At 72.6% G+C, this 18,638-nt stretch carries 23 protein-coding genes; 7 read left to right on the top strand and 16 right to left on the bottom strand.

What is annotated here, in order from left to right:
* Positions 1–61: 61 nt before the first annotated feature.
* Both QSK30_RS03285 and QSK30_RS03280 read left to right on the top strand, forming a co-directional pair.
* A complete protein-coding gene (locus QSK30_RS03285) occupies positions 62–724 on the top strand; it encodes a response regulator transcription factor (RefSeq protein ID WP_285499415.1) in 663 nt (220 codons plus the stop codon).
* Positions 721–1,821, top strand: a complete 1,101-nt coding sequence (locus QSK30_RS03280; RefSeq protein ID WP_285499414.1) for a sensor histidine kinase — start codon at positions 721–723, stop codon at positions 1,819–1,821. Before QSK30_RS03285 ends, QSK30_RS03280 begins: the two co-directional genes overlap by 4 nt.
* A 48-nt stretch (positions 1,822–1,869) precedes the next feature.
* Here the strand turns inward: QSK30_RS03280 and QSK30_RS03275 are convergent, their stop codons facing one another.
* From QSK30_RS03275 to QSK30_RS03265, 3 genes are read right to left on the bottom strand one after another with little or no spacing between them, the layout of a single operon-like run.
* On the bottom strand, positions 1,870–2,379 hold the full coding sequence (locus tag QSK30_RS03275) for a MauE/DoxX family redox-associated membrane protein (RefSeq protein WP_285499413.1): 510 nt from the start codon (positions 2,377–2,379) through the stop codon (positions 1,870–1,872).
* A 35-nt stretch (positions 2,380–2,414) separates the two neighbouring features.
* Entirely contained in the window at positions 2,415–2,783 is a 369-nt protein-coding gene (locus QSK30_RS03270) for a hypothetical protein (protein WP_285499402.1), read from the bottom strand.
* A gap of 37 nt (positions 2,784–2,820) precedes the next feature.
* Positions 2,821–3,456, bottom strand: a complete 636-nt coding sequence (locus QSK30_RS03265; protein ID WP_285499401.1) for a DedA family protein — start codon at positions 3,454–3,456, stop codon at positions 2,821–2,823.
* A gap of 641 nt (positions 3,457–4,097) precedes the next feature.
* Here QSK30_RS03265 and QSK30_RS03260 point away from each other — a divergent pair.
* Entirely contained in the window at positions 4,098–4,736 is a 639-nt protein-coding gene (locus tag QSK30_RS03260; protein WP_285499399.1) for a hypothetical protein, read from the top strand.
* On the opposite strand, the gene QSK30_RS03255 is transcribed toward QSK30_RS03260, so the two are convergent.
* The 10 genes from QSK30_RS03255 to QSK30_RS03210 form a co-directional block, all read right to left on the bottom strand.
* Positions 4,618–5,472 (bottom strand): AfsR/SARP family transcriptional regulator, encoded by an 855-nt coding sequence (locus QSK30_RS03255; protein WP_285499397.1) that lies wholly within the window; start codon positions 5,470–5,472, stop codon positions 4,618–4,620. The two genes, QSK30_RS03260 and QSK30_RS03255, sit on opposite strands and share 119 nt — an antisense overlap.
* Positions 5,469–6,299 carry an ABC transporter permease gene (locus QSK30_RS03250; protein ID WP_285499396.1) on the bottom strand — a complete coding sequence of 277 codons (831 nt, stop codon included), beginning with the start codon at positions 6,297–6,299 and terminating at the stop codon, positions 5,469–5,471. The genes QSK30_RS03255 and QSK30_RS03250 overlap by 4 nt, the downstream gene beginning before the upstream one ends.
* A gap of 2 nt (positions 6,300–6,301) precedes the next feature.
* The gene (locus QSK30_RS03245) at positions 6,302–7,267 is read right to left on the bottom strand and encodes an ATP-binding cassette domain-containing protein (protein ID WP_285499393.1); all 966 of its coding nucleotides are present in this window, start codon (positions 7,265–7,267) and stop codon (positions 6,302–6,304) included.
* Positions 7,264–7,680, bottom strand: coding sequence for a lasso peptide biosynthesis B2 protein (locus QSK30_RS03240; RefSeq protein WP_285499392.1), 417 nt, complete (start codon positions 7,678–7,680; stop codon positions 7,264–7,266). Before QSK30_RS03240 ends, QSK30_RS03245 begins: the two co-directional genes overlap by 4 nt.
* Positions 7,677–7,937: a lasso peptide biosynthesis PqqD family chaperone gene (locus tag QSK30_RS03235; RefSeq protein WP_285499391.1), complete on the bottom strand. Its 261-nt coding sequence runs from the start codon at positions 7,935–7,937 to the stop codon at positions 7,677–7,679. The genes QSK30_RS03240 and QSK30_RS03235 overlap by 4 nt, the downstream gene beginning before the upstream one ends.
* Complete coding sequence (locus QSK30_RS03230; RefSeq protein ID WP_285499390.1) at positions 7,934–8,518, bottom strand: asparagine synthase-related protein; 585 nt, start codon at positions 8,516–8,518, stop codon at positions 7,934–7,936. The genes QSK30_RS03235 and QSK30_RS03230 overlap by 4 nt, the downstream gene beginning before the upstream one ends.
* Before the next feature lie 18 nt (positions 8,519–8,536).
* Positions 8,537–9,772, bottom strand: a complete 1,236-nt coding sequence (locus tag QSK30_RS03225) for an asparagine synthase-related protein (protein ID WP_285499389.1) — start codon at positions 9,770–9,772, stop codon at positions 8,537–8,539.
* 120 nt (positions 9,773–9,892) lie between these two features.
* Positions 9,893–10,027 carry a keywimysin-related RiPP gene (locus QSK30_RS03220; protein WP_285499388.1) on the bottom strand — a complete coding sequence of 45 codons (135 nt, stop codon included), beginning with the start codon at positions 10,025–10,027 and terminating at the stop codon, positions 9,893–9,895.
* Positions 10,028–10,158: 131 nt separating this feature from the next.
* Positions 10,159–10,932 (bottom strand): ABC-2 transporter permease, encoded by a 774-nt coding sequence (locus QSK30_RS03215; protein ID WP_285499386.1) that lies wholly within the window; start codon positions 10,930–10,932, stop codon positions 10,159–10,161.
* On the bottom strand, positions 10,929–11,840 hold the full coding sequence (locus QSK30_RS03210) for an ABC transporter ATP-binding protein (protein ID WP_285499384.1): 912 nt from the start codon (positions 11,838–11,840) through the stop codon (positions 10,929–10,931). Before QSK30_RS03210 ends, QSK30_RS03215 begins: the two co-directional genes overlap by 4 nt.
* A 169-nt stretch (positions 11,841–12,009) precedes the next feature.
* Here QSK30_RS03210 and QSK30_RS03205 point away from each other — a divergent pair, with 169 nt between their 5' ends.
* Positions 12,010–13,200, top strand: a complete 1,191-nt coding sequence (locus tag QSK30_RS03205) for a sensor histidine kinase (protein WP_285499383.1) — start codon at positions 12,010–12,012, stop codon at positions 13,198–13,200.
* Positions 13,197–13,931: a response regulator gene (locus tag QSK30_RS03200; RefSeq protein WP_285499382.1), complete on the top strand. Its 735-nt coding sequence runs from the start codon at positions 13,197–13,199 to the stop codon at positions 13,929–13,931. The genes QSK30_RS03205 and QSK30_RS03200 overlap by 4 nt, the downstream gene beginning before the upstream one ends.
* Here QSK30_RS03200 and QSK30_RS03195 read toward each other — a convergent pair.
* Both QSK30_RS03195 and QSK30_RS03190 read right to left on the bottom strand, forming a co-directional pair.
* Positions 13,864–14,556 carry a response regulator gene (locus QSK30_RS03195; RefSeq protein ID WP_285499380.1) on the bottom strand — a complete coding sequence of 231 codons (693 nt, stop codon included), beginning with the start codon at positions 14,554–14,556 and terminating at the stop codon, positions 13,864–13,866. The genes QSK30_RS03200 and QSK30_RS03195 overlap by 68 nt on opposite strands.
* Positions 14,553–15,212, bottom strand: a complete 660-nt coding sequence (locus tag QSK30_RS03190; RefSeq protein ID WP_285499378.1) for a sensor histidine kinase — start codon at positions 15,210–15,212, stop codon at positions 14,553–14,555. The genes QSK30_RS03195 and QSK30_RS03190 overlap by 4 nt, the downstream gene beginning before the upstream one ends.
* A gap of 588 nt (positions 15,213–15,800) precedes the next feature.
* Here QSK30_RS03190 and QSK30_RS03185 point away from each other — a divergent pair.
* Both QSK30_RS03185 and QSK30_RS03180 read left to right on the top strand, forming a co-directional pair.
* Complete coding sequence (locus QSK30_RS03185) at positions 15,801–16,478, top strand: papain-like cysteine protease family protein (RefSeq protein WP_285499377.1); 678 nt, start codon at positions 15,801–15,803, stop codon at positions 16,476–16,478.
* A gap of 13 nt (positions 16,479–16,491) precedes the next feature.
* Positions 16,492–17,280 carry a hypothetical protein gene (locus QSK30_RS03180; protein ID WP_352231542.1) on the top strand — a complete coding sequence of 263 codons (789 nt, stop codon included), beginning with the start codon at positions 16,492–16,494 and terminating at the stop codon, positions 17,278–17,280.
* Here QSK30_RS03180 and QSK30_RS03175 read toward each other — a convergent pair.
* Entirely contained in the window at positions 17,226–18,188 is a 963-nt protein-coding gene (locus tag QSK30_RS03175; protein ID WP_285499374.1) for an XRE family transcriptional regulator, read from the bottom strand. The genes QSK30_RS03180 and QSK30_RS03175 overlap by 55 nt on opposite strands.
* Positions 18,189–18,638: the final 450 nt, after the last annotated feature.

The following is an 18,638-nucleotide window of genomic DNA, read 5'->3' as shown; positions in this document are numbered from 1 at the left end:
GGTCGACCTTTATCTGACTTTTACCCCGTCGGGCTACGATGCCCCTGGGGGAAGGGGATCCATGCGTGTTCTCGTGGCCGAGGACGAGGAGTTGCTCGCCGACACCATCGCCGAGGGCCTTCGGCACATGCACATGGCCGTCGACGTCTGCTACGACGGCGACTCGGCGATGGAGCGGGTCGCGGTGCACCGCTACGACGTGGTCGTGCTCGACCGCGACCTGCCCAGGGTGCACGGCGACGACGTGTGCAGGCGCATCGTCGCCGGTGACGGCGAGACGCGGGTGCTGATGCTGACCGCGGCGGCTGGCATCCGGGAGCGGGTCGACGGGTTGGGGCTCGGCGCCGACGACTACCTGACCAAGCCGTTCGCCTTCGCCGAGCTCGTCGCCCGGGTGCAGGCGCTGAGCAGGCGGGCGCACCGGGCGCTGCCGCCGGTGCTCGACCGCGCGGGCGTGCAGCTGGACCCGGCGAAGCGGTACGCGGCGCGCGACGGGCGGCCGCTGTCGTTGTCGCCCAAGGAGTTCGCCGTGCTCAAGGTGCTCATGCGCGCGGCCCCGGGGACCGCGGTGAGCGTGGAGGAGCTGCTGGAGAAGGCGTGGGACGAGAACGCGGACCCGTTCACCAACACGGTCCGGGTGACGGTGATGACGTTGCGGCGCAAGCTGGGCGACCCGCCGGTGATCCACACCGTCTCGGGCGCGGGATACCGGTTCGGCGCGTGAGCCGGGCACCGGTGTCGTTGCGCGACCGGGTCGCGCTGGCCTGCGGCCTGACGTTCCTGCTCGGCCTGCTGGTCGACCGGGCCACCCGGGACCTGCTCTACGAGGGCTACGTCTCGCTCACCCGCACCTGCGAGTACGCGGCGGGCACGTGCGTCCCGCACGACGGGACCGCCAAGGCGCTGTGGGTGATCGGGTTGGCGGTCGCGCTCGTCGCCTTCGTGGCGCTGCTGCGCTTCGCCGCCCGGCGGTCGTTGCGGCCGCTGCACGGGATGGCGGTCGTGGTGCGGCAGCTCGGGCCGCAGAACCTGGGCCAGCGGATCCGCCGCGGCGGCGCGAACGACGACCTGCGCGCGCTGGCCGACTCGGTCGACGAGATGCTCGACCGGATGGTGGCCAGCTTCGAGAGCCAGCGCCGGTTCGCCTCCAACGCCTCGCACGAGCTGCGCACCCCGCTGGCGGTGCAGCGGACGTTGGTCGAGGTCGCGATGGTGACCGGCGGCGAGGACCCGGCGCTCAACCGGCTGGGCGCGCAGCTGCTGCTGGTCAACGAGCGCCACGAGCGGCTGATCGAGGGTCTGCTGGTGCTGGCCGAGAGCGACCGGGGGCTGCCGAGCACCACCCCGGTCCGGCTGGACACCCTGGCCGCGGAGGTGATGCGCTCCTACGAGCAGCTGGCGGCCGACCGCGGGGTCACGCTGCGCCGCCGGGTGGTCGAGCGGACGCTGCCGGGCGACCCGGTGCTGCTGGAGCGGATGGTCAGCAACCTGCTGCACAACGCCATCCAGTACAACGAACCCGGCGGCTGGGTGGAGGTCGTCGTGGCCGACGAACCCGCGCTCTCGGTGCGCAACACCGGCCAACCGGTCCCCGCGGAGGCGGTGTCGTCGTTGTTCGAGCCGTTCCGCAGGCTGACCGCGGAGCGCACGAACGACCGCGACGGCGCCGGGCTCGGCCTCTCGATCGTGCGCTCGATCGTCGCCGCGCACGACGGCGGTGTCTCGGCCACCCCGGGCGAGCAGGGTGGGCTGCGGGTGGACGTCCGGCTACCGCCGGACGGGAACTGTCCACACAGGACGTACGGGAGTCCGCGCGGGTAACGGCGAAGCGCCGGTCCTGGGCTGCGACGCCACTGTGGTTCCGCGCCGTCAGCGGACCGCCAGCAACTCCGCGACCTGGTCGGACAGGGTGATCACGGCCGTGCCGACCGTGGCCGCGGCCAGGGCGACCAGGACGCCCGGCGCCGCCAGTGCCACGCCCGGGGCCGGGATCGCGGCGCCCACGGCCGCCATGGCGAGCAGCAGCAGGTTCCGGGCTAGCTGCCACCAGCCCAGTGGGGTGCGCGCGGCCCCGAAGCACGCGCACCGGACGTGTTGGCGGCGCAGCATCGCGCTGGCGGGGACCGCGGTGAGGATCGCGGTGAGCACCAGCGCGGCGATGAAACCGGATCGGGCGGTCGGGCCCCAGCCGAGCAGGCCCGCGACGGCCAACTCGGCGGCGATGGCCACGACCGCCGTCGGGCGTCGTATCCCACTCGGCACGATCCGCAGCTCGACGATCGAGTCCAGGAAAGCGGTGAAGTGCCGGGACTTGGCGACCGCGGCGATCAGGAACACCGCGCACAGGCACCACCGCAACGCCAGCAGCGAATAGGCCATCTCGCCCGCTCCCCCTCGGTGCCAGGGTCCGCGGGTCAGATGCCGGTGCGCGCGTAGAAGTAGAAGGGGGTGAGCACGACGGCGAGGGTCGCCACCCAGAACAACACCGCCCGCGGCCCGGTCAGCCCGAGCCTGCGCCGCGCCACCCGGTTGACCAGCACGACCGCGGCCACCACGACGCCCCCGCCGAAGAGCAGGACGAACAGGCTCAGCCTGGCCTCGAGGCCGTGGTAGGGCGCCGGGGTCGTGCCCGAGGCCATGGCCCGCACGTAGTGGGAGAACACCAGCGCCGTGGTCAACGGGATCGCGGCACACACGCCGATGATGGCGTTCGCCGCCGCCCACGCCGCCCAGGTGATCCACGTCGTCGGGACCCGCTCGCGCACCGCCGTCAGGTGATCCACGCCCCAACCGCCCCCGTCCCGTCCGACCGCGCGGTGGTCAGGCCTGCTCGGACACCTCGTCCGGCCCCGGCTCTTGGGCGGCCATCCGCTTGCGGACCACCAGCGTAACGATCACGCCGACCAGGACGGCGACACCCAGGCCAATCCAGGAGAACCGGGACAGCCACTTCTCCGCGATCGTGCCCAGGTAGTACACCAGCGCCGTGGTACCACCGGCCCAGACGATCCCACCCGCGGCGTTGGCGGCGAAGAACTTGCCGTAGCTCATGTGTAGGGACCCGGCCAGTGGCCCGGAGAGAATCCGCAGCAATGCGACAAAACGACCGAAGAACACCGCCCAGACCCCGCGTTTGGCGAACAGCGCCCGAGCCTTGGCGATGTGCGTGGGCCCGAAGTGCTTCGGGAACTTACGCCCGGCCCAGGCGAACAGCCGAGGACCGCCCTTACGCCCGATCAGGTAGCCGAGGCTGTCCCCCGCGATGGCACCGGCGCTGGCGCACACACCGATCCACACCGGACTCAGGCTGTCGTGCTGGGAGGCCAGCAGGGCGGCGCTCACCAGCACGATCTCGCCGGGCAGGGGGATCCCGACGCTCTCGATGCCGATGACCAGGCCGACGATCACGTAGATCGCCAGGGGCGGGATTGCGTTGAGGATCTCGTCGACGCTCACGGGGGCATTGTGGCTGGGGGTCTGGTGTGGAGGGCGGGCGGGGCTGCTCTTGTGCTTGGTGTTGCTGCTCTGGGCTGCCGTTTTGAGTGTTGCCGTCGTGGGTCCCTGCTTCCCCTACGCCAAGTGTGACTACGGGCTGGACTGGTCTGTCAAGGCGGGAACGATGCCTTGACAGACCAGTCCAGCCCGTGTTTTGGCTGCGTATGGGATGCAGGGGCGGGGTGGTCGCCGGGGTGCAGTGGGGCTGCCGGGTAACGGTGGGGCTGTCGGATGGCAGGAGGGGGTGGCAGGAGGGGGTGCCGCCTTGGGGTGGAGAGGTGCCGGATGGAGGCGGGTGGAGGCGGGATTGCGGGCACCTCGACTCACTTCCTTGCTCACTTCCTTTGTTCCTCCTCCCTCCTTCTTTATCACCGGGTCGTGTCGGGTCGGGTGGTGATGGGGAATGTATAGAAGTCGCTCCTAGACTCGTTGTAGAGGAGGGATTCGTTATGGCGCAACACATTGATCGACGGGGTTTGCTCAGGATCTCGGCTGGGGCGGCGGTGCTGGCCGGGGTCGGGGGGTTGGCGGTGCCTGCCGCCGCGGGCCCGGTGGGCTCGAGCGGGCATGGTGGACATGGTGGGTTTCCGCCGGTGCCGGGGATGGTCGGGGACCGGCGGGCGAATGAGTTCTGGTACGAGTTCGACGATGTCACCCTGTTCCACCGAATACCGGAGGTCACCGCCGCTTTCGCGGCCATCCACGACATCCTGGGTGACAACTCCGTGCAGTTGATGGTGGGCAACTGGTTCACGATGAGCGCGGGCAGTGGTTATCCGGCCGATTACACCGAGTTCGTGCGGCCGATCGCCGATCCGCTCCGGGTTCTGTCGGGGGTGCAGCTCGGGGTGGTGGACAAGTACTACCGCCACGACGACCCGCGGCTCGTGACGGCGTTCTCCGAGTTCGGGCAGGGGACGTTGTTCGACCCCCGGCGCGCCGATGTGGAGGCCGAGGTGCACACCATGGACGGGGACCCGCCGACCGGGTACCACCTGTGGCACGTGTTCCTGCGGTCGATGATGTTCCTCGGCATCGACCGGCACCGGTGGGCCCGGTTGGACCCGTTGATCGGGTTCGCGTGGGCGTTGCAGTCGATCGCCAAGCCGGGGCACCGGGTGGTCAATCCCGGGTTGCCCCGCTCGACGGTCGCCCCGTTGGCCAGGCGGTGGCTGCGGCGGTCCCCGGAGCAGCTCGACGTGGACTTCCAGTCGCAGTGGTATCCGGCGCCGTCCCGGTGAGGATGTGCCCGGTGAGGATGTGCTGGTAGGTCTGCCGCAGGAGGGGGCCGGGTGCGACGCCGACGTGGTCGTCGAGCAGTGCCCGGCCCCGGTGGTAGACCTGCAGGGCCTCGGTCTGGCGTTGGTCGCGGTAGAGCGCGACCATCAGCTGCGCCCGGAACCGCTCGCGCATCGGGTGGCGGGCCACCAGGGCGGTGAGTTCCGGGAGCAGTCGCGCCGGTGGGTGCAGCGTCAGGCAGGCCTCGATCCGGGTTTCCAGGGCGGACATCCGGAGCTCGTCGAACCGCGGGGACTCCGCGGCCCGCAACGGTTCGGCGACGTCGGCGAGGGCTGGACCGCGCCACAACGCCAGGGCGGCGTCGGCGTGCCGCAGGGCGGTCTCGGGGTCGCCCGCCGCCAGCAGGCGGTGGCCCTGGTGCACGAGTCGGGTGAACTCGTCGGTGTCGAGGTGGGCTTCTGATCGCAGTTGGTAGCCGGGGCGGTGGCGGCGCAGCCGGACGTGCGGTGCCAGTGCCTTGCGCAGTCGGGAGGCGTAGGTGTAGAGCTGTGCCTCGGCGGTCGCGGGGGCGGTTCCGGCCCACAGCAGGCGGGCCAGGTGCGTGTCGGGCAGCACGCTGTCGCGGGCCAGCAGCAACGCCGCCAGCAGTGTGCGGGGCTTCGGGCCACCGAGTCGGATGGCCGTGCCGTCGGCGGTGACGGCGCTCAGCGGGCCGAGCAGGTGGATCCGCGCTGTCATTCGGCGCGGGAGAACCGACGGGCGGCGACGACCAGTGCCACCGCGGCCAGTGCCGCGACGAGACCGAGTTCGGCGACGAGCGGCGGGGCGCTCCCCCACCACTGCGGCCCGGTGGTCCCGGGCAGCCGCGCCGCGTCGCCGGGCAGGGTCCGCCGGAGGGCGTCAACGGCGTAGGCCAGCGGGTTGACGGCCACCGCGGCGCTGAGCCAGCCGGGGAGGCCGCCCGCCGGGAACACCGCGCCGGAGAGGAACAGCAGGGGGGTCAGGGCGAGGTTGATGACGACCTGGAACGTCTCGATCCGCTTGATGCAGACCGCGGCGAGCACGCCCATGGCGGTGAAGGTGAACGACACCAGCACGAGTTCCCCCAGCACCAGCAGCAGTTCCGGGCGGTACGGGATCCCGGCGACGCCCGCCAGGACCAGGACCAGCAGCCCGTAGAGGGTGCCCGCGGTCGCGCCGCCCAGGCACAGGCCCGCCACCAGGGCGGCGCGGCGGACCGGTGCCACGAGCATCTGCCGCAGGAACCCGGACTGCCGGTCCCACACGATTGAGATCCCGACGGCGAGCGCGGGCGCCTGCACGGCCATCAGCAGCACTCCCGGGAACAGGTAGCCCTGGAAACCGCCCCCGCCCATCAGCGAGTTCAGCCCCGTGCCGAGGATGAGCAGGAACAGCAGCGGGCTCACCAGGCCCATGGCGACCCGCAGCCGGTTGCGGCCGAACCGGATCACCTCGCGCAGCCACAGCACCCGGATGGTGCGCAGGTCGGTGCCGAACCGGTTGCGGCGCAAGGGATCGGGTGGGAGTTCGAGAGAAGCGAGCACGTCTACCTCCCGCTGGTCGCGGCGAGCGCCATCGGGCCGTCCTCGGCCTCGCGGATGGTGCGGCCGGTGTAGTGGACGAACACGTCGTCGAGGGCGGGCGCGGTCACGGTCACCGAGTGCACCGGCACCGCGAGCTCGGCGCAGAGCTTGGGCACGAAGGACGCCCCGTCGGTCACGCGCACCCGCACCCCGTCGGCGCCCGCGTCGGCGTCGAGGCCGAAGTGGTCGCGCAGGGCCCGCACCGCGGCCGCGTCGTCGCCGGTCCGCAGCGTGATGAGGTCGGCACCGATGACGGCCTTGAGCTCGGCGGGCGTGCCGGAGACGACCGACTCCCCCGCGTCCAGGATGGCGATCCGGTCGCAGTGCTCGGCCTCCTCCAGGTGGTGGGTGGTCAGGAAGACCGTCACCCCCTGCTCGCGCCGGATCCGGTGCAGGTGCGCCCAGATCGAGATCCTGGTCTGCGGGTCCAGCCCGGTGGTGGGCTCGTCGAGGAACAGCACCCGCGGGGTGTGCAGCAGACCCCGGGCGATCTCCAACCGTCGGCGCATCCCGCCGGAGAAGGTGCCCACCGGCGACCTGCGCCGGTCGGTCAGCTCGACCAGCTCCAGCAGCTCGGCGATCGCGACTCGGGCCCGGCGGCGCGGGACGCCGAACAGCTCGGCGTGGAACCGAAGGTTCTCCTCGGCCGTCAGGTCCAGGTCCACAGTGGACTCCTGGAAGATCAGCCCGATCGCCCGGCGGACCTCGGCGGGCGCGCGCAGCACGTCGTGCCCGGCGACCTCGGCGCGGCCCGCGGTCGGGCGCACGAGCGTGCACAGCATGCCGATCGTGGTGCTCTTGCCCGCGCCGTTGGGACCGAGGAAACCGAACAGCTGCCCGGGGGCGACCGCCAGGTCCAGGCCCTTGACCGCGGTCCGCTCGCCGTAGGTCTTGCGCAGCCCCTCGGCCACCACGGCGTACTCGCTCACGAGGCCGACCGCACGGTCATGGTCGGGTGGAACTGGCTCATGTCGTCGATCTCGCCCACCGCGACTCCGTCGACCTCCACCCACGCGTGCGCCCGGAACGGCTGGGTGCGCACACCCGTGCACCAGTCCGGCCACTGCCCGTGCAGCCTGCACAGGACCGCGGTGGCGACCGACCGCTGCAGACAGCCCTGTCCGGCGCACCGCGCGCTGACGCTCACGGTCGCCTGCCGGGCGCTCAGCGCCAGGGCGGCCTCGGCCGGTCGGGCACCTCTGCTGATCAGCTTCAGCGACTTGCGCAACCGGCCCGGCGGCAACAGGATCAGCAGCCGCGCGACGCCGACGGCGGCGCGCGCGGTCAGCTGCCGTCGCCACGGGAGGTGGACCCGGAGTTCGGAGGCGGCGGGCACGGTCATGACGCCACCACCAGACCGGCCGCGCGCAGGGCGTCCAGCAGGCCCCGGACGTCGCCGAGGGCGCGGTCGGCCGACTCGGGGTGCCGCTCGGTGAGCAGCGCGGCCGTGCGCTCGGGCGAGGTCCCCTCGAGCAGGAGCCGCAGGCTGGCCGCGCCGGTGCGGTTGAGCTGCCAGTAGGACCCGTCGCGCTGGTCGAGCAGCACGGCGCCGTCGTCCACGGCGGTGATCGTGACCTCGTTCCGCAGGGCCAGTGTCATCGTGGATCTCCTGACAGGGACACAGTTTCAGTGGGTGTGGAGCTGGGCGAGCGGAGCCAGGTCTCGCAGGAGAGGGTGTTCTCCACCGGGATCAGCTGGCCCAGCTTCGCGCCGGGGTCGAGCAGGGTGGCCCGCAGCAGCCGGGGGTCGACCATGCCCAGCCGGGTGAGCCGCAGGTCGTCGCACAGCTCCAGCAGGGTGCCGCGGTTGCGGCGCAGGCCGTCGTAGGCCTCGGCGCTGTACTCGCCCTTGGTGCGGCGGGCGAGCACCTCGTCCGGGACCACGCCGCGCATGGCCGCGGTCAGCACCGGCTTGTACTTCCCGGGCGCGGCGCGGTCGGCGATCCGCACCGACAGCGCCGCCTCGACGACCCGGTCGTCGAGGAACGGCGCGTCCCACTCGACGCCGGAACCGCCCAGGGCCAACCGCATCTGCCGGACGGCCCCGCCGCTGTAGACGGAGTACTCGAGCATCTGGTGGCGGACGTGGTCGGGCACCAACGGCTGCGGATCGGCCGCGGCGGCCTCGCGCAGCAGGCGCCGCACGGACTCCACGGTCTCGCGGGTGGTCCACGGCGGCATGCGCCGCCAGCTGCCGCCTCAGCCCAGGCCGGGGTCCGACAGCGGGGTGGCCGGGTCGGTGAGCACGTCCGCCGCCTCGGTCAGCGACCGGGCGAACGGCGAGCGGTCCAGCAGGCCGCGCACGGTCGGGCCGAACGCCCACCGGTTCGCGACGCGGCGCTGGTGCACGTCGGAGAGCGCGCGCAGCGGGTGCGCGCGGACCAGCGACCACAGGTAGGTGGGCAGGGTGGTGAACAGCTCGTCGCCGCCGATGCCGACCAGGTGCAGGGTGGCGCCGTCGGCGGCGTCGGCGCGCGCCTGGTGCTCCATGTGCAGCCGGTTGCGGTCCCAGGACAGCGGGCCCTCGACGTCGTCGGCCCGCTCGGTGGGCGAGGCCTGCCCCTCGTACCAGCTCGGCGCGTCCTTGGGGGCGACGAACCGGTGCCGGGCCCCGGGCAGCCGGGCCGCCGCGCGCTCGGCCCACTCGGTGTCGTCGTTGGCCGGGTCCCTGGCCCGCCAGTGGTGGGTCACCAGGTCCGCCCCGGCGGCCGCGGCGAGGAAGCACAGGCTGGTCGAGTCGAGGCCGCCGGAGAGGTCGGCGCCGACCGCGGGCCTGCCCTCGACCCGCACGGACACCGCGTCGAGCAGGGCGTCCCGGAGCCGGTCGGCGACCTCGGCCAGCGGCTGGTCGGCTGCCGGGGGCGTCCACCACTCGATCTCGCGGGCGCGGCCGTCCGGTTCGAGCTCGAGCCAGTGCCCGACCGCCACCTGGCGCACGCCCCGCCACGGTGTGCGCAGGGTCAGCGGCCACGGCGGGGCGGGCACCAGCAGCCGCAGGGCGAGGGTGTCCTCGTCCAGCGGAGCCGCGGTGAACTCGGCGAGCAGCCGGGGGCTGTCCGCCGCGACGGTGAGTCCGCCGACCTCGGCGTGGAAGATCTGCCGGGCGGTGGAAAGTGTTCCCTGGCACCGGATCCGGCCGTCGAAGGACGCGGTCGCGTGCACCGCGCCGGGCAGCGCCCGGAGCAGGGGGTCCAGGTCCCGCAGGGAACTCGCGCGGGCGAGGGCGCGTTCGGCGACCTGCGGGTCGAGCCGGGTGCGACCGAACAGGGCGAGCCTGCGGGTGCCCGCGGTGACGAGGGTGAGGTCCTCGGCCGCCCAGTGGCCCACCACCCAGGGCCGCCCGGAAGCGTGCGTCAGCACCGATCCCGCCGCGGACCGGGCGGATTTCGCGAGCACGTCGGCGCCCGGGTCGTCCGGGAGGATCAGAAAGTCCATGGCTCCTTCTTCGGGTCGTGGGCCGCGGGCAGGCGGGCGTGGTGGGGGCGCGGACCGGCGGCGGGAACGGGGTGAGCCGTTCCCGCCGCCTGCCGCTCGACGATCAGGTCACCGGGGTGATCAGATCAGCGCGTGCAGCCAGAACGTCCAGTCCACCGGGTCGCGGGGCGGCGGGATGCCCAGGGTGACCTGGGCGAAGTCGCCTGCCTTGACCAGCGTGGGCGGCTCGTAGACGACGCCGTCGTTCTTGGTCATGGTGCTCCTCCAATCCTTGTGTGCGAAGGTGTTCGGTGCGGGGTCGCACCTGGTCTGACACCTTCGAATCTAGGAAGCCCGCGGTCCCGGGAGTGTGGGACAACGGTCCCGACCCGGCCCCGGTTCGCCGCTCAGGCGTCCCGCGAGCGCAGCGCCAGGTAGCCGCCCGCGAGCGCGGCGGCGGCCCAGGCCGCCTGCACCAGCAGGCCGGTCCACGGGCCGAGCACCGAGTCGGTCTGGGTGGTGACCAGCATGATCTGGTGCCCGGCCTGGTCCGGCAGGAACTGCCCGACCCGCTTGATCCCCGGCACGTGCCCGAGCAGGTTCGACACGATGAAGAAGAACGGGATCAGCACGCCGAGCGCGAGCGCCGAGCTGCGCAGGACCGTGGCCACGCCCGTGGAGAACAAGGCGATCAGGGTCAGGTAGACCCCGGTGCCGAACACCGCGCGCAGCACGCCGGGGTCCCCGAGCGACCCGCCGTGCTCGCCGAGGGCGACCTGCGAGACGAAGAACATCGCGAACGCGGTGAGCTCGGCGACCACGAACGCGAGCAGGCCGCCCGCGAGGATCTTGGTGCCGTAGAACCGGCCGCGCAGCGGCACCGCCGCCAGCGACGCGCGGATCGTGCCGCTGCCGTACTCGGAGCTGACCACCAGCACCGCGAACGCCACCAGCACCACCTGGCCGTAGGCGACCGTGCCGAGCGCGAACTCGGCCGGGTCGAAGGAATCCCGCTCCGCCGGGCTGATCCGGTCGAACGCCCCGCGCATGAACACCGCCAGCGCCAGGCTGATCGCCACCGACAGCAGGAAGGTCAGCAGCAGCGTCCACGTCGTCGACCGGACGGTCCGGATCTTGGTGAGCTCCGAGACCAGCACCCCGGTCGAGCCGCGCCCGCTCATCGGCCCGCCCCCGCGCGGTACTCCACGGCGTCCGCGGTGAGCTGCATGAACGCGTCCTCCAACGACGCCGACTGCGGGCTGAGCTCGTCGACGGTGAGGCCGTTGATCGCGGCCAGGTTGCCGATCACCGCCGGTTTCGCCCCGGTGACCTCCAGGGTGTGGTCCGGTCCCGGCTCGACCTGGATCCCGGCCGCGGAGAGCACGGCGCGCATCCGCACCGCGTCGGGGGTGCGGATCCGGACGAACGACCGGGAGTTGCGGCTGATGAACTCGGACATGCTGGTGTCTGCCAGCAACCGCCCCCGCCCGATGACCACCAGGTGCTCGGCGGTCAACGCCATCTCGCTCATCAGGTGGCTGGAGACGAACACCGTGCGCCCCTCCGCGGCGAGGTCCTTCATCAGGGTGCGGATCCAGCGGATCCCCTCCGGGTCCAGACCGTTGACCGGTTCGTCGAACAGCAGCACCGCCGGGTCGCCGAGCAGCGCCGCGGCGATGCCCAGGCGCTGGCCCATGCCCAGGGAGAACCCGCCCGCGCGCTTGTCGGCCACGCTGTCCAGGCCGACCAGGTCGATCACCTCCCGGACCCGGCGCTTGCCGATCCCGTTGCTCTGCGCCAACCACAGCAGGTGGTGGTAGGCGGTGCGCCCGCCGTGCACCGCCTTGGCCTCCAACAGGGCGCCGACGTGGCGCAGCGGGTGCCGCAGCTGGTGGTAGCGCTTGCCGTCGAGCAGGACCTCGCCCGCGGTGGGGGCGTCGAGGTCGAGCACCATCCGCATCGTGGTGGACTTACCGGCGCCGTTGGGGCCGAGGAACCCGGTGACCTGACCGGGTTTCACCGTGAAGGTGAGGTCGTCGACCGCGACCGTGGGCCCGTAGCGCTTGGTGAGACTTCGCATCTCGATCATGCCGGTCACGCTCCCGCACGCGGCCGCGCGGCACATCGGCCCAGCCACCGAACCCGCCGCTCCCCCACCCGGGTGAGCCCCGGTCGCGCCGCACCCGTCCGGGTCACTCGCGGGGATGTCATCCCCTGGTCCGAGGCGCGCCCCTGGGCGCGTGAATACAGTCGGTGCCGTGCACGATTCCGGCCTGCGCGCCGTGGTCGCGCGGCGGTGGAGCCGTCGCGCGCTGGTGGCGTTCGACAGCGCGGCCGCGGTCGCCTACACGCTCGTGCTCCTGGTCGTCACCCTGACTCACCGCTCGGCCGACACCGCCCCGTGGTGGCAGTGCGCCGTGGCGGCGGGCATTGGGCTACCCGGCGCGGTGCGCAGGCTGTGGCCGGTGCCGGTCTTCGCTGTGGTGCTGGCGATGACCGCGCTCGGAGTGGCCACGAGCGACCTGCGGGAGCCTTTCGCCGCCGCGGCGTTCGCCCTCTACGCCGTGGCACTCACCGAACCGCGCCGCCGACTGCTGCCGACCTACGTCATCGGGGGCGTGAGCCTGGCCCTGCTGCTGGTCGAGTTCGTCGTGGGAACGCCCGGCTGGTGGAAGGACGACCTGCTGGACCTGCTGCCCACCGGGCTGGCGATGCTGGGCGCGGCGTGGACGGTCGGCCGCGCGGTGCGTGAGCGGCGCGCCTACGCCACCCGCGCCACCGGCGAGCTGGCGGCCCGGGTGGCGGCCGAGGAGCGGTTCCGCATCGCGCGCGAGCTGCACGACGTCGTCGCCCACAGCATGGGCGTGGTCGCGGTCAAGGCCGGTGTCACCCGACACCTGCTCGCCACCGCGAAGCCCGACGACCCCGACAACACCGCCGCCGTGGGCGAGGCGTTGCGCGCCATCGAGACCACCAGCCGCGACGCGTTGACCGAGATGCGGCGCATGCTCGGCGTCCTGCGCACCGAGACCACACCCGACCAACTGGTCCCCGCACCGGGGGTCGCGGAGCTGCCGGACCTGGTCCGCGAGGCGGCGAGCGTGGGCGTGGACGCCGAACTGCGGGTGCGCGGCGCCGAGCGGCTGCCCGAGGCCATGCAGCTCTCGGTGTACCGGATCGTGCAGGAGGCGCTGACCAACGTCGTCAAGCACGCCGCCCCGACGCGCTGCCGGGTGACCGTGGAGGGAACCGGGAACGAGGTGCGGATCGAGGTGTCCGACGACGGGTCCCCCGCCACCCCGGCAGCGACCGCCCCGGCGGGCCACGGCCTGGTCGGGATGCGCGAACGGGTCGCGATGTACGGCGGCGAACTCACCGCCGGACGGCGCGACACCCACGGGTTCCTGGTCAGCGCCCGACTCCCCTACGACCCGGGCGGCCCGCGGTGACCGACCCGATCCGGGTGCTCGTCGCCGACGACCAGGCCCTGCTGCGCGGCAGCTTCCGGCTGCTGGTCGACAGCACACCGGGCCTGCGCGCCGTCGGCGAGGCCCGCACCGGCATCGAGGCCGTCGAACTGGCCCACCGCAGCACCCCGGACGTGGTGCTGATGGACATCCGGATGCCCGACCTCGACGGAATCGAGGCGACCCGCCTCATCTGCGCCACCCCCGCCCTGGGGTCGGTCCGGATCCTGATCCTGACGATGTTCGACCTCGACTCCTACGTCTTCGGCGCGCTGCGCGCGGGCGCCAGCGGCTTCCTGCTCAAGGACACCCCACCCGAGGACCTCCTCGCGGGCATCCGGGTGGTCGCCGCGGGCGAGGGACTGCTCACCCCCGGCCTGACCGGCAGGCTGATCGCCGAGTTCGCCCGCCACACCCAGCCACTACCCGCGCCCGCGGGCTCACTCGAGGGCCTGACCGCCCGCGAACGCGAGGTGCTGACCCTCGTCGCGCGCGGGCTGGCCAACACCGAGATCGCCGCCGCCCTGCACCTGAGCCCGGCCACGGTCAAGTCGCACCTGGGCCACCTGTTCGCAAAGCTCGCGGCGCGCGACCGCGCGCAGCTGGTGATCGCCGCCTACGAGGCCGGGCTGGTGACCGCGGGCCTCAGCCGAGACCCGCGTCGCGGGCCCGGACCGCCGCCGCCTCCCGGTCCCGGACGCGCAGCTTGGTGAACACGTGGGTGACGTGGTTGCGCACGGTCTTCTCCGAGAGCACCAGCTTGCGCGCGATCCGCCGGTTCGTGTGGCCGCGCGCGATCAGGTCGAGCACCTGCCGCTCCCGCTCGGTGAGCTCCGGGAACGCGACGCGCCCCGGGAGTTCGTGCACCGCCGAGAAGTAGCGCCGGAGCCTGCCCGCGATCGACGGGCTGAACACCGCGCCCCCGGCCGCGACCGTGCGGACCGCGCGCAGCAGCTCGTCCCGGGACACCCCCTTGAGCAGGTAGCCCAACGCCCCGGCGCGCAGCGCGGCCACCACCGAGTCGTCGTCCTCGGTGATCGAGACGATGATCACCCGCGGCGCGGGCTCGCCGAGCACGCCGTCCTCGGTGATCGCGCGGGCCAGCTCGATGCCCGAGGCACCGGGCAGCTGGATGTCCAGCAGCACCACGTCGACCCGCGCGCGCTCCCCGGCCAGCAGCGCCAGCGCCTCCTCGGCGGTGGCCGCCTCCCCGACGATGTCGAGGTCCGGGCTGCCCTCGATGGCCGCCCGGGTGCCCGAGCGGAACAGCGGGTGGTCGTCCACCAGCAGGATCCCGGTGGTCGCCTCCCCGACCCGGCGGTCGTCCAGCGCGGTCACACCGCCCCCCGGGGCAGCACCGCGCGCACGAGGGTGCCCGACCGCCCGTCCGGCCAGAGCAGGACGACACAGCTGCCGCCCGCCGCCTCCGCGCGCTGCCGCATCGAGTGCAGCCCGGTGCCGTGTCCCCACCACCCCGCCGGTGGCCTGCCCGAACCGTCGTCGAGGACCTCCAGCACCAGCTCGGCGGCCGTGGCGGTGAGCTCGATCCCGACCGCGCGGGCACCCGAGTGCCGCAGCACGTTGGTCAACGCCTCCGCCGCGATGCGGTAGACCGCCAACTCCGCGGTGGGCGAGACCCCGGGCAGCTCGTCGGGCACGTCGACGACCACCGTCGCGGCGGCACCGTCGGGCACCGTCGCCGCCGCACCGTCGAGCCGGGCACCCAGCCTGCGCAGCGCGCCCGGCAACCCGGCCTCGACCAGGTCGGGCGGCGGCAGGCCGTCGACGACCCGGCGGATCTCGGTCATCGTGCGCGCGGTCTCGGTCGCCGCGTCGGCGACCAACCTGCGGATCTCCGGCTGCCCGCCGAGCCGGGCCGACACCGCGTCCAGCCGCAGCCTGATCCCGGCCAGCGCCGGCCCGAGGTCGTCGTGCAGGTCCCGGTGCAGGCGCAGCCGTTCACACTCGCGCGCCCGCGACTCGACCCGCCGCACCAACGCCTCCACCGACCACCGGCGCCGCGGCTCGTCACACGCCCGACGCCGCGATCTGCCCCGCAGCACACCCAGCCAGCTCGATTCGGGCACAGCAATCCCCCATCCGCACACCGGGCGGCCGCCCGCACCACCGGTGTGCGGCTCCCCAGCGCGCCAGCCCGTCCGGACCACCGCCCGGCGAGGCCGGTCCGGTGATCTTCCCGACCAGCATACTCAGCCGCGCCGTGCTATCGCGGGTGCGAACCGGACTATCCCGGCACCCGTTCCCAGGGAACCGGACAGTCCCTAGTGGACAGTGCGGCTCCCGGCAGGCGCGGCGCCGTGACCAGGCGTTCACCTGGAGTGAACGGCCGGTGAATGTTCTTGTCCCGCACCCGCCACGCACACCCGCTGAGCACCGCCGACGCTGCGCCCGCGCCGTCACCGGCCAAGAGGCGCGCGGGTGAACGATCACAGCGCGGTGGCCGGGAAACCAACGGTCGTTGTCCGGGACGCGAAGGGCGCGCACGGTAGTGCCGAGCCGGTCAGCCCGCCAACGGGCCGACCGGTGGCTCTCCCCTCTCCCCTCCCCTGCAAGGAGAACTCGTGAATCGGACAACCATCCGACGGGCCGTCCCGTGCCTGGTCGCCGTGGCTGCCGCGCTCACCACCTCGTTCGCCGCGCCGTCCCTGGCGATGGCGTCGACCGGTGCTGAGATCGTGCCCAACGGGCTGGTCAAGACCGCCGACCACACCCAGGTCAAGGAGATCGCCCCGCTCGGCGCGGCGCAGAACCTCGCGCCGCTGGTGTCGAAGCGGCTCAACTACAGCCAGCAGGTCCAGACGCAGAACCAGTGGTGCTGGGCCGCCGACGGCTCCAGCATCGAGCGCCTGCTCGGCGGCGCCGCCACCCAGCAGACGTTCTGCGCCGCGGGCAAGGGCACCTCGGCGGGCTACTGCCCGAACCAGGCCGCGCAGATCTCGGAGATCGTCCGCGGCTTCCGCGGCACCGGGTTCAAGGCCCAGGACGCGGGCGGCCCGATCTCGTTCAGCTCGATCACCAAGCAGATCGACGCGGGCATCCCCAACCTCACCGGCATCTACTGGACCTCCGGTGGCGGGCACGCCGAGGTGATCTACGGCTACGACACGTCGAACCAGACCATCATGATCGGCGACCCGTGGCCGTCCTACCAGCGCTACCAGACCTTCACCTACAGCCAGTACGTCAGCAACAGCCGGTTCCGCTGGAACGACACCATCGTCAACATCGCCAAGGCGTAAGGGGATCGTGGTCGTGATCTGCCGGAAGTCGGTCGCCTGCGCGCTCACCGCGGTCGCGCTGTCCTTCACCACCCCCGCCTCGGCGTCGGCGGCCCTGCCGCCACCGTCACCGGCGGACTTCGCCGCCGCTGTCGAGGCGGCCAGGACACCCGCCGCGATCGGTGTCGCGAGGACCAACTTCCGGCAGGTCCACGGCGTGGAGCCGAAAACGGTGGCGGTCGCCGACCACGGCGTGGCCGCCTACGTGCTCAACCCGGACTTCGTCCGGGGCGTGCCGGGCGCGCCCGCCGGAGTGCTGCAGTACATCGCGGTGACCGCCACCGCCGACACCGGCGTGCGCGCGACCCTGCGCGCCAACCCCGAGGGCGCGGGCCACTGGACGGTGGGCAGCGTGTTCTCCGGCGACGACGAGGAGGCACTGAGCGCCCGACTGGGCAAGGACTCGGTGCTGCTGAACGAACCCCAGATCAACGGCTGGTACGAGCTGACCCCCAGCGGGGTCGTGCTGCTGCAGGCCAGCCTGCCGCAGTCGCCGGTGGGAACGCCCCTCCCGCTCGCGGAGTACCAGCGGCAGGTGCAGTCGCGCTACGGCGACAAGCTGCCCGGCTCGACCTACGAGAAGGAACACAAAATCGGCTTCACACAAGCCGAAGTCGCCCCGCCCGCGGACCGGAGCACCGCGGTGTGGTGGCTGTCCGCGGGCGGCCTGGCGGTGCTGGTGCTCGCGGCGGTCCTGCTGCGGCGGCGCTACTCCCAGAGGAAGTCGACGCCGGCGAGCGAGGGCTCCAGCCCCTCGAAGTAGGCGCAGGCGAAGCCGTTCGGCCCGCACAGCAACGGTTCGCTGACCGTCGGCTCCACCCCCTCGCGCGCCCGCTCCACCCGGGTGCACCGCACCGGCAGCATCGACGGGTCGAAGTAGAGCCGGATCAGGTAGGCCTGCATCCGACCGCGGATCACCCGGAAGTAGGTGGGCGCGGGCACCGGCGCGGTGCACACCAGGGTGAAGCTGAAGATGTGCACGTCGCCCTCGGCGAGCTTGCGGTCGAACAGGAGCTCGAACACCATCCCCGCCGACGACTCCTGCTTGCGCACCCGACCCACCCGGCACCCGTCGCCGGGGAGGATCCTGGCCGTGTCCAGGTCGGCGCCCGGCTCGCTCTGGTGGGTCACCACGAACCCGTCCGGCCCGTGCCGCCGCGCCCGCACCGCCATGTTCGACGTCATCTCCACGACCTCGCCCGCGGAGTTCAACCGCACGTCGTCCAGGACGGTGACCACCTCGAGGTCGGCGTTGCACGGACTCCCCGACACACCGTCGAACTCGGTCAGCAGGGCCCCGGTGCTCGCCCAACTCTGACTCAGCTCCTGGATCAGCGGCACCCGCCGGTCCAGCTCGGGCCCACGCTGGTGCGGGCCGATCAACACGACCAGGCTGTCCTCGGGCAACTGCAACACGCGCTCGAGCGCCCGCACGGCGTCCAGGGCCCGCGGCACGGCGGGGTGCCGCAGGCCGCGCTGCCAGTAGCTCAGCGTCGACTGGGCGATGGTGATGTCGTGAGAAGACAGGTGCGCGCGCAACCGGGACAGCGACAGCCCCCGGCGCTGGATCGCGACGGCCAACGCGCGGGCGAACGGCCCGTACCGCAACGCCTTGGCCAGGTCGGCGGGCAGGGCGGGGCCTGCGCTGGGCACCTCCACCTCGTCAGGCACGCGTCACCTCCCGCCGCCGCGTCCGCACGGCCTGGGTCCGACGACCACGTCGGACGCACTCTAGGCAAGATCCGGTGACTGGCCAACACGCTGGGGCTGGAATCGGTGCATCACCAATTGCCGACGAGGGATGTGCTGGTGCGCAATGGGAGGAAACGGGCTATTTGGCGTTGCTGCTGCCGTTCTGGCTTGCCGTTTGGGTGTTGCCGTCGTGGGTCCCTGCTTCCCCTACGCCAAGTGTGACTACGGGCTGGTGGTGTCTGTCAAGGCGGGAAAGACGCCTTGACAGACACCACCAGCCCGTGTTTTGGCTGCGTATGGGACAATACCGCTAAGTTAACCGTGGGTGCGGTAGGATTTGCGGGTGGCGAGGGTCGGGCAGGTCAAGGCGCGTGGTGTGGATTCCGGTTCTGCGAGGTTGACGGATCGGGTTTCGTTGGGTGTGTTGGC

It is taken from the genome of Actinokineospora sp. NBRC 105648 (assembly GCF_030269645.1).
GTDB lineage: Bacteria > Actinomycetota > Actinomycetes > Mycobacteriales > Pseudonocardiaceae > Actinokineospora.
Note: the sequence above shows the minus strand (reverse complement) of the source record. Positions and strands in the feature narration are given on the sequence as shown.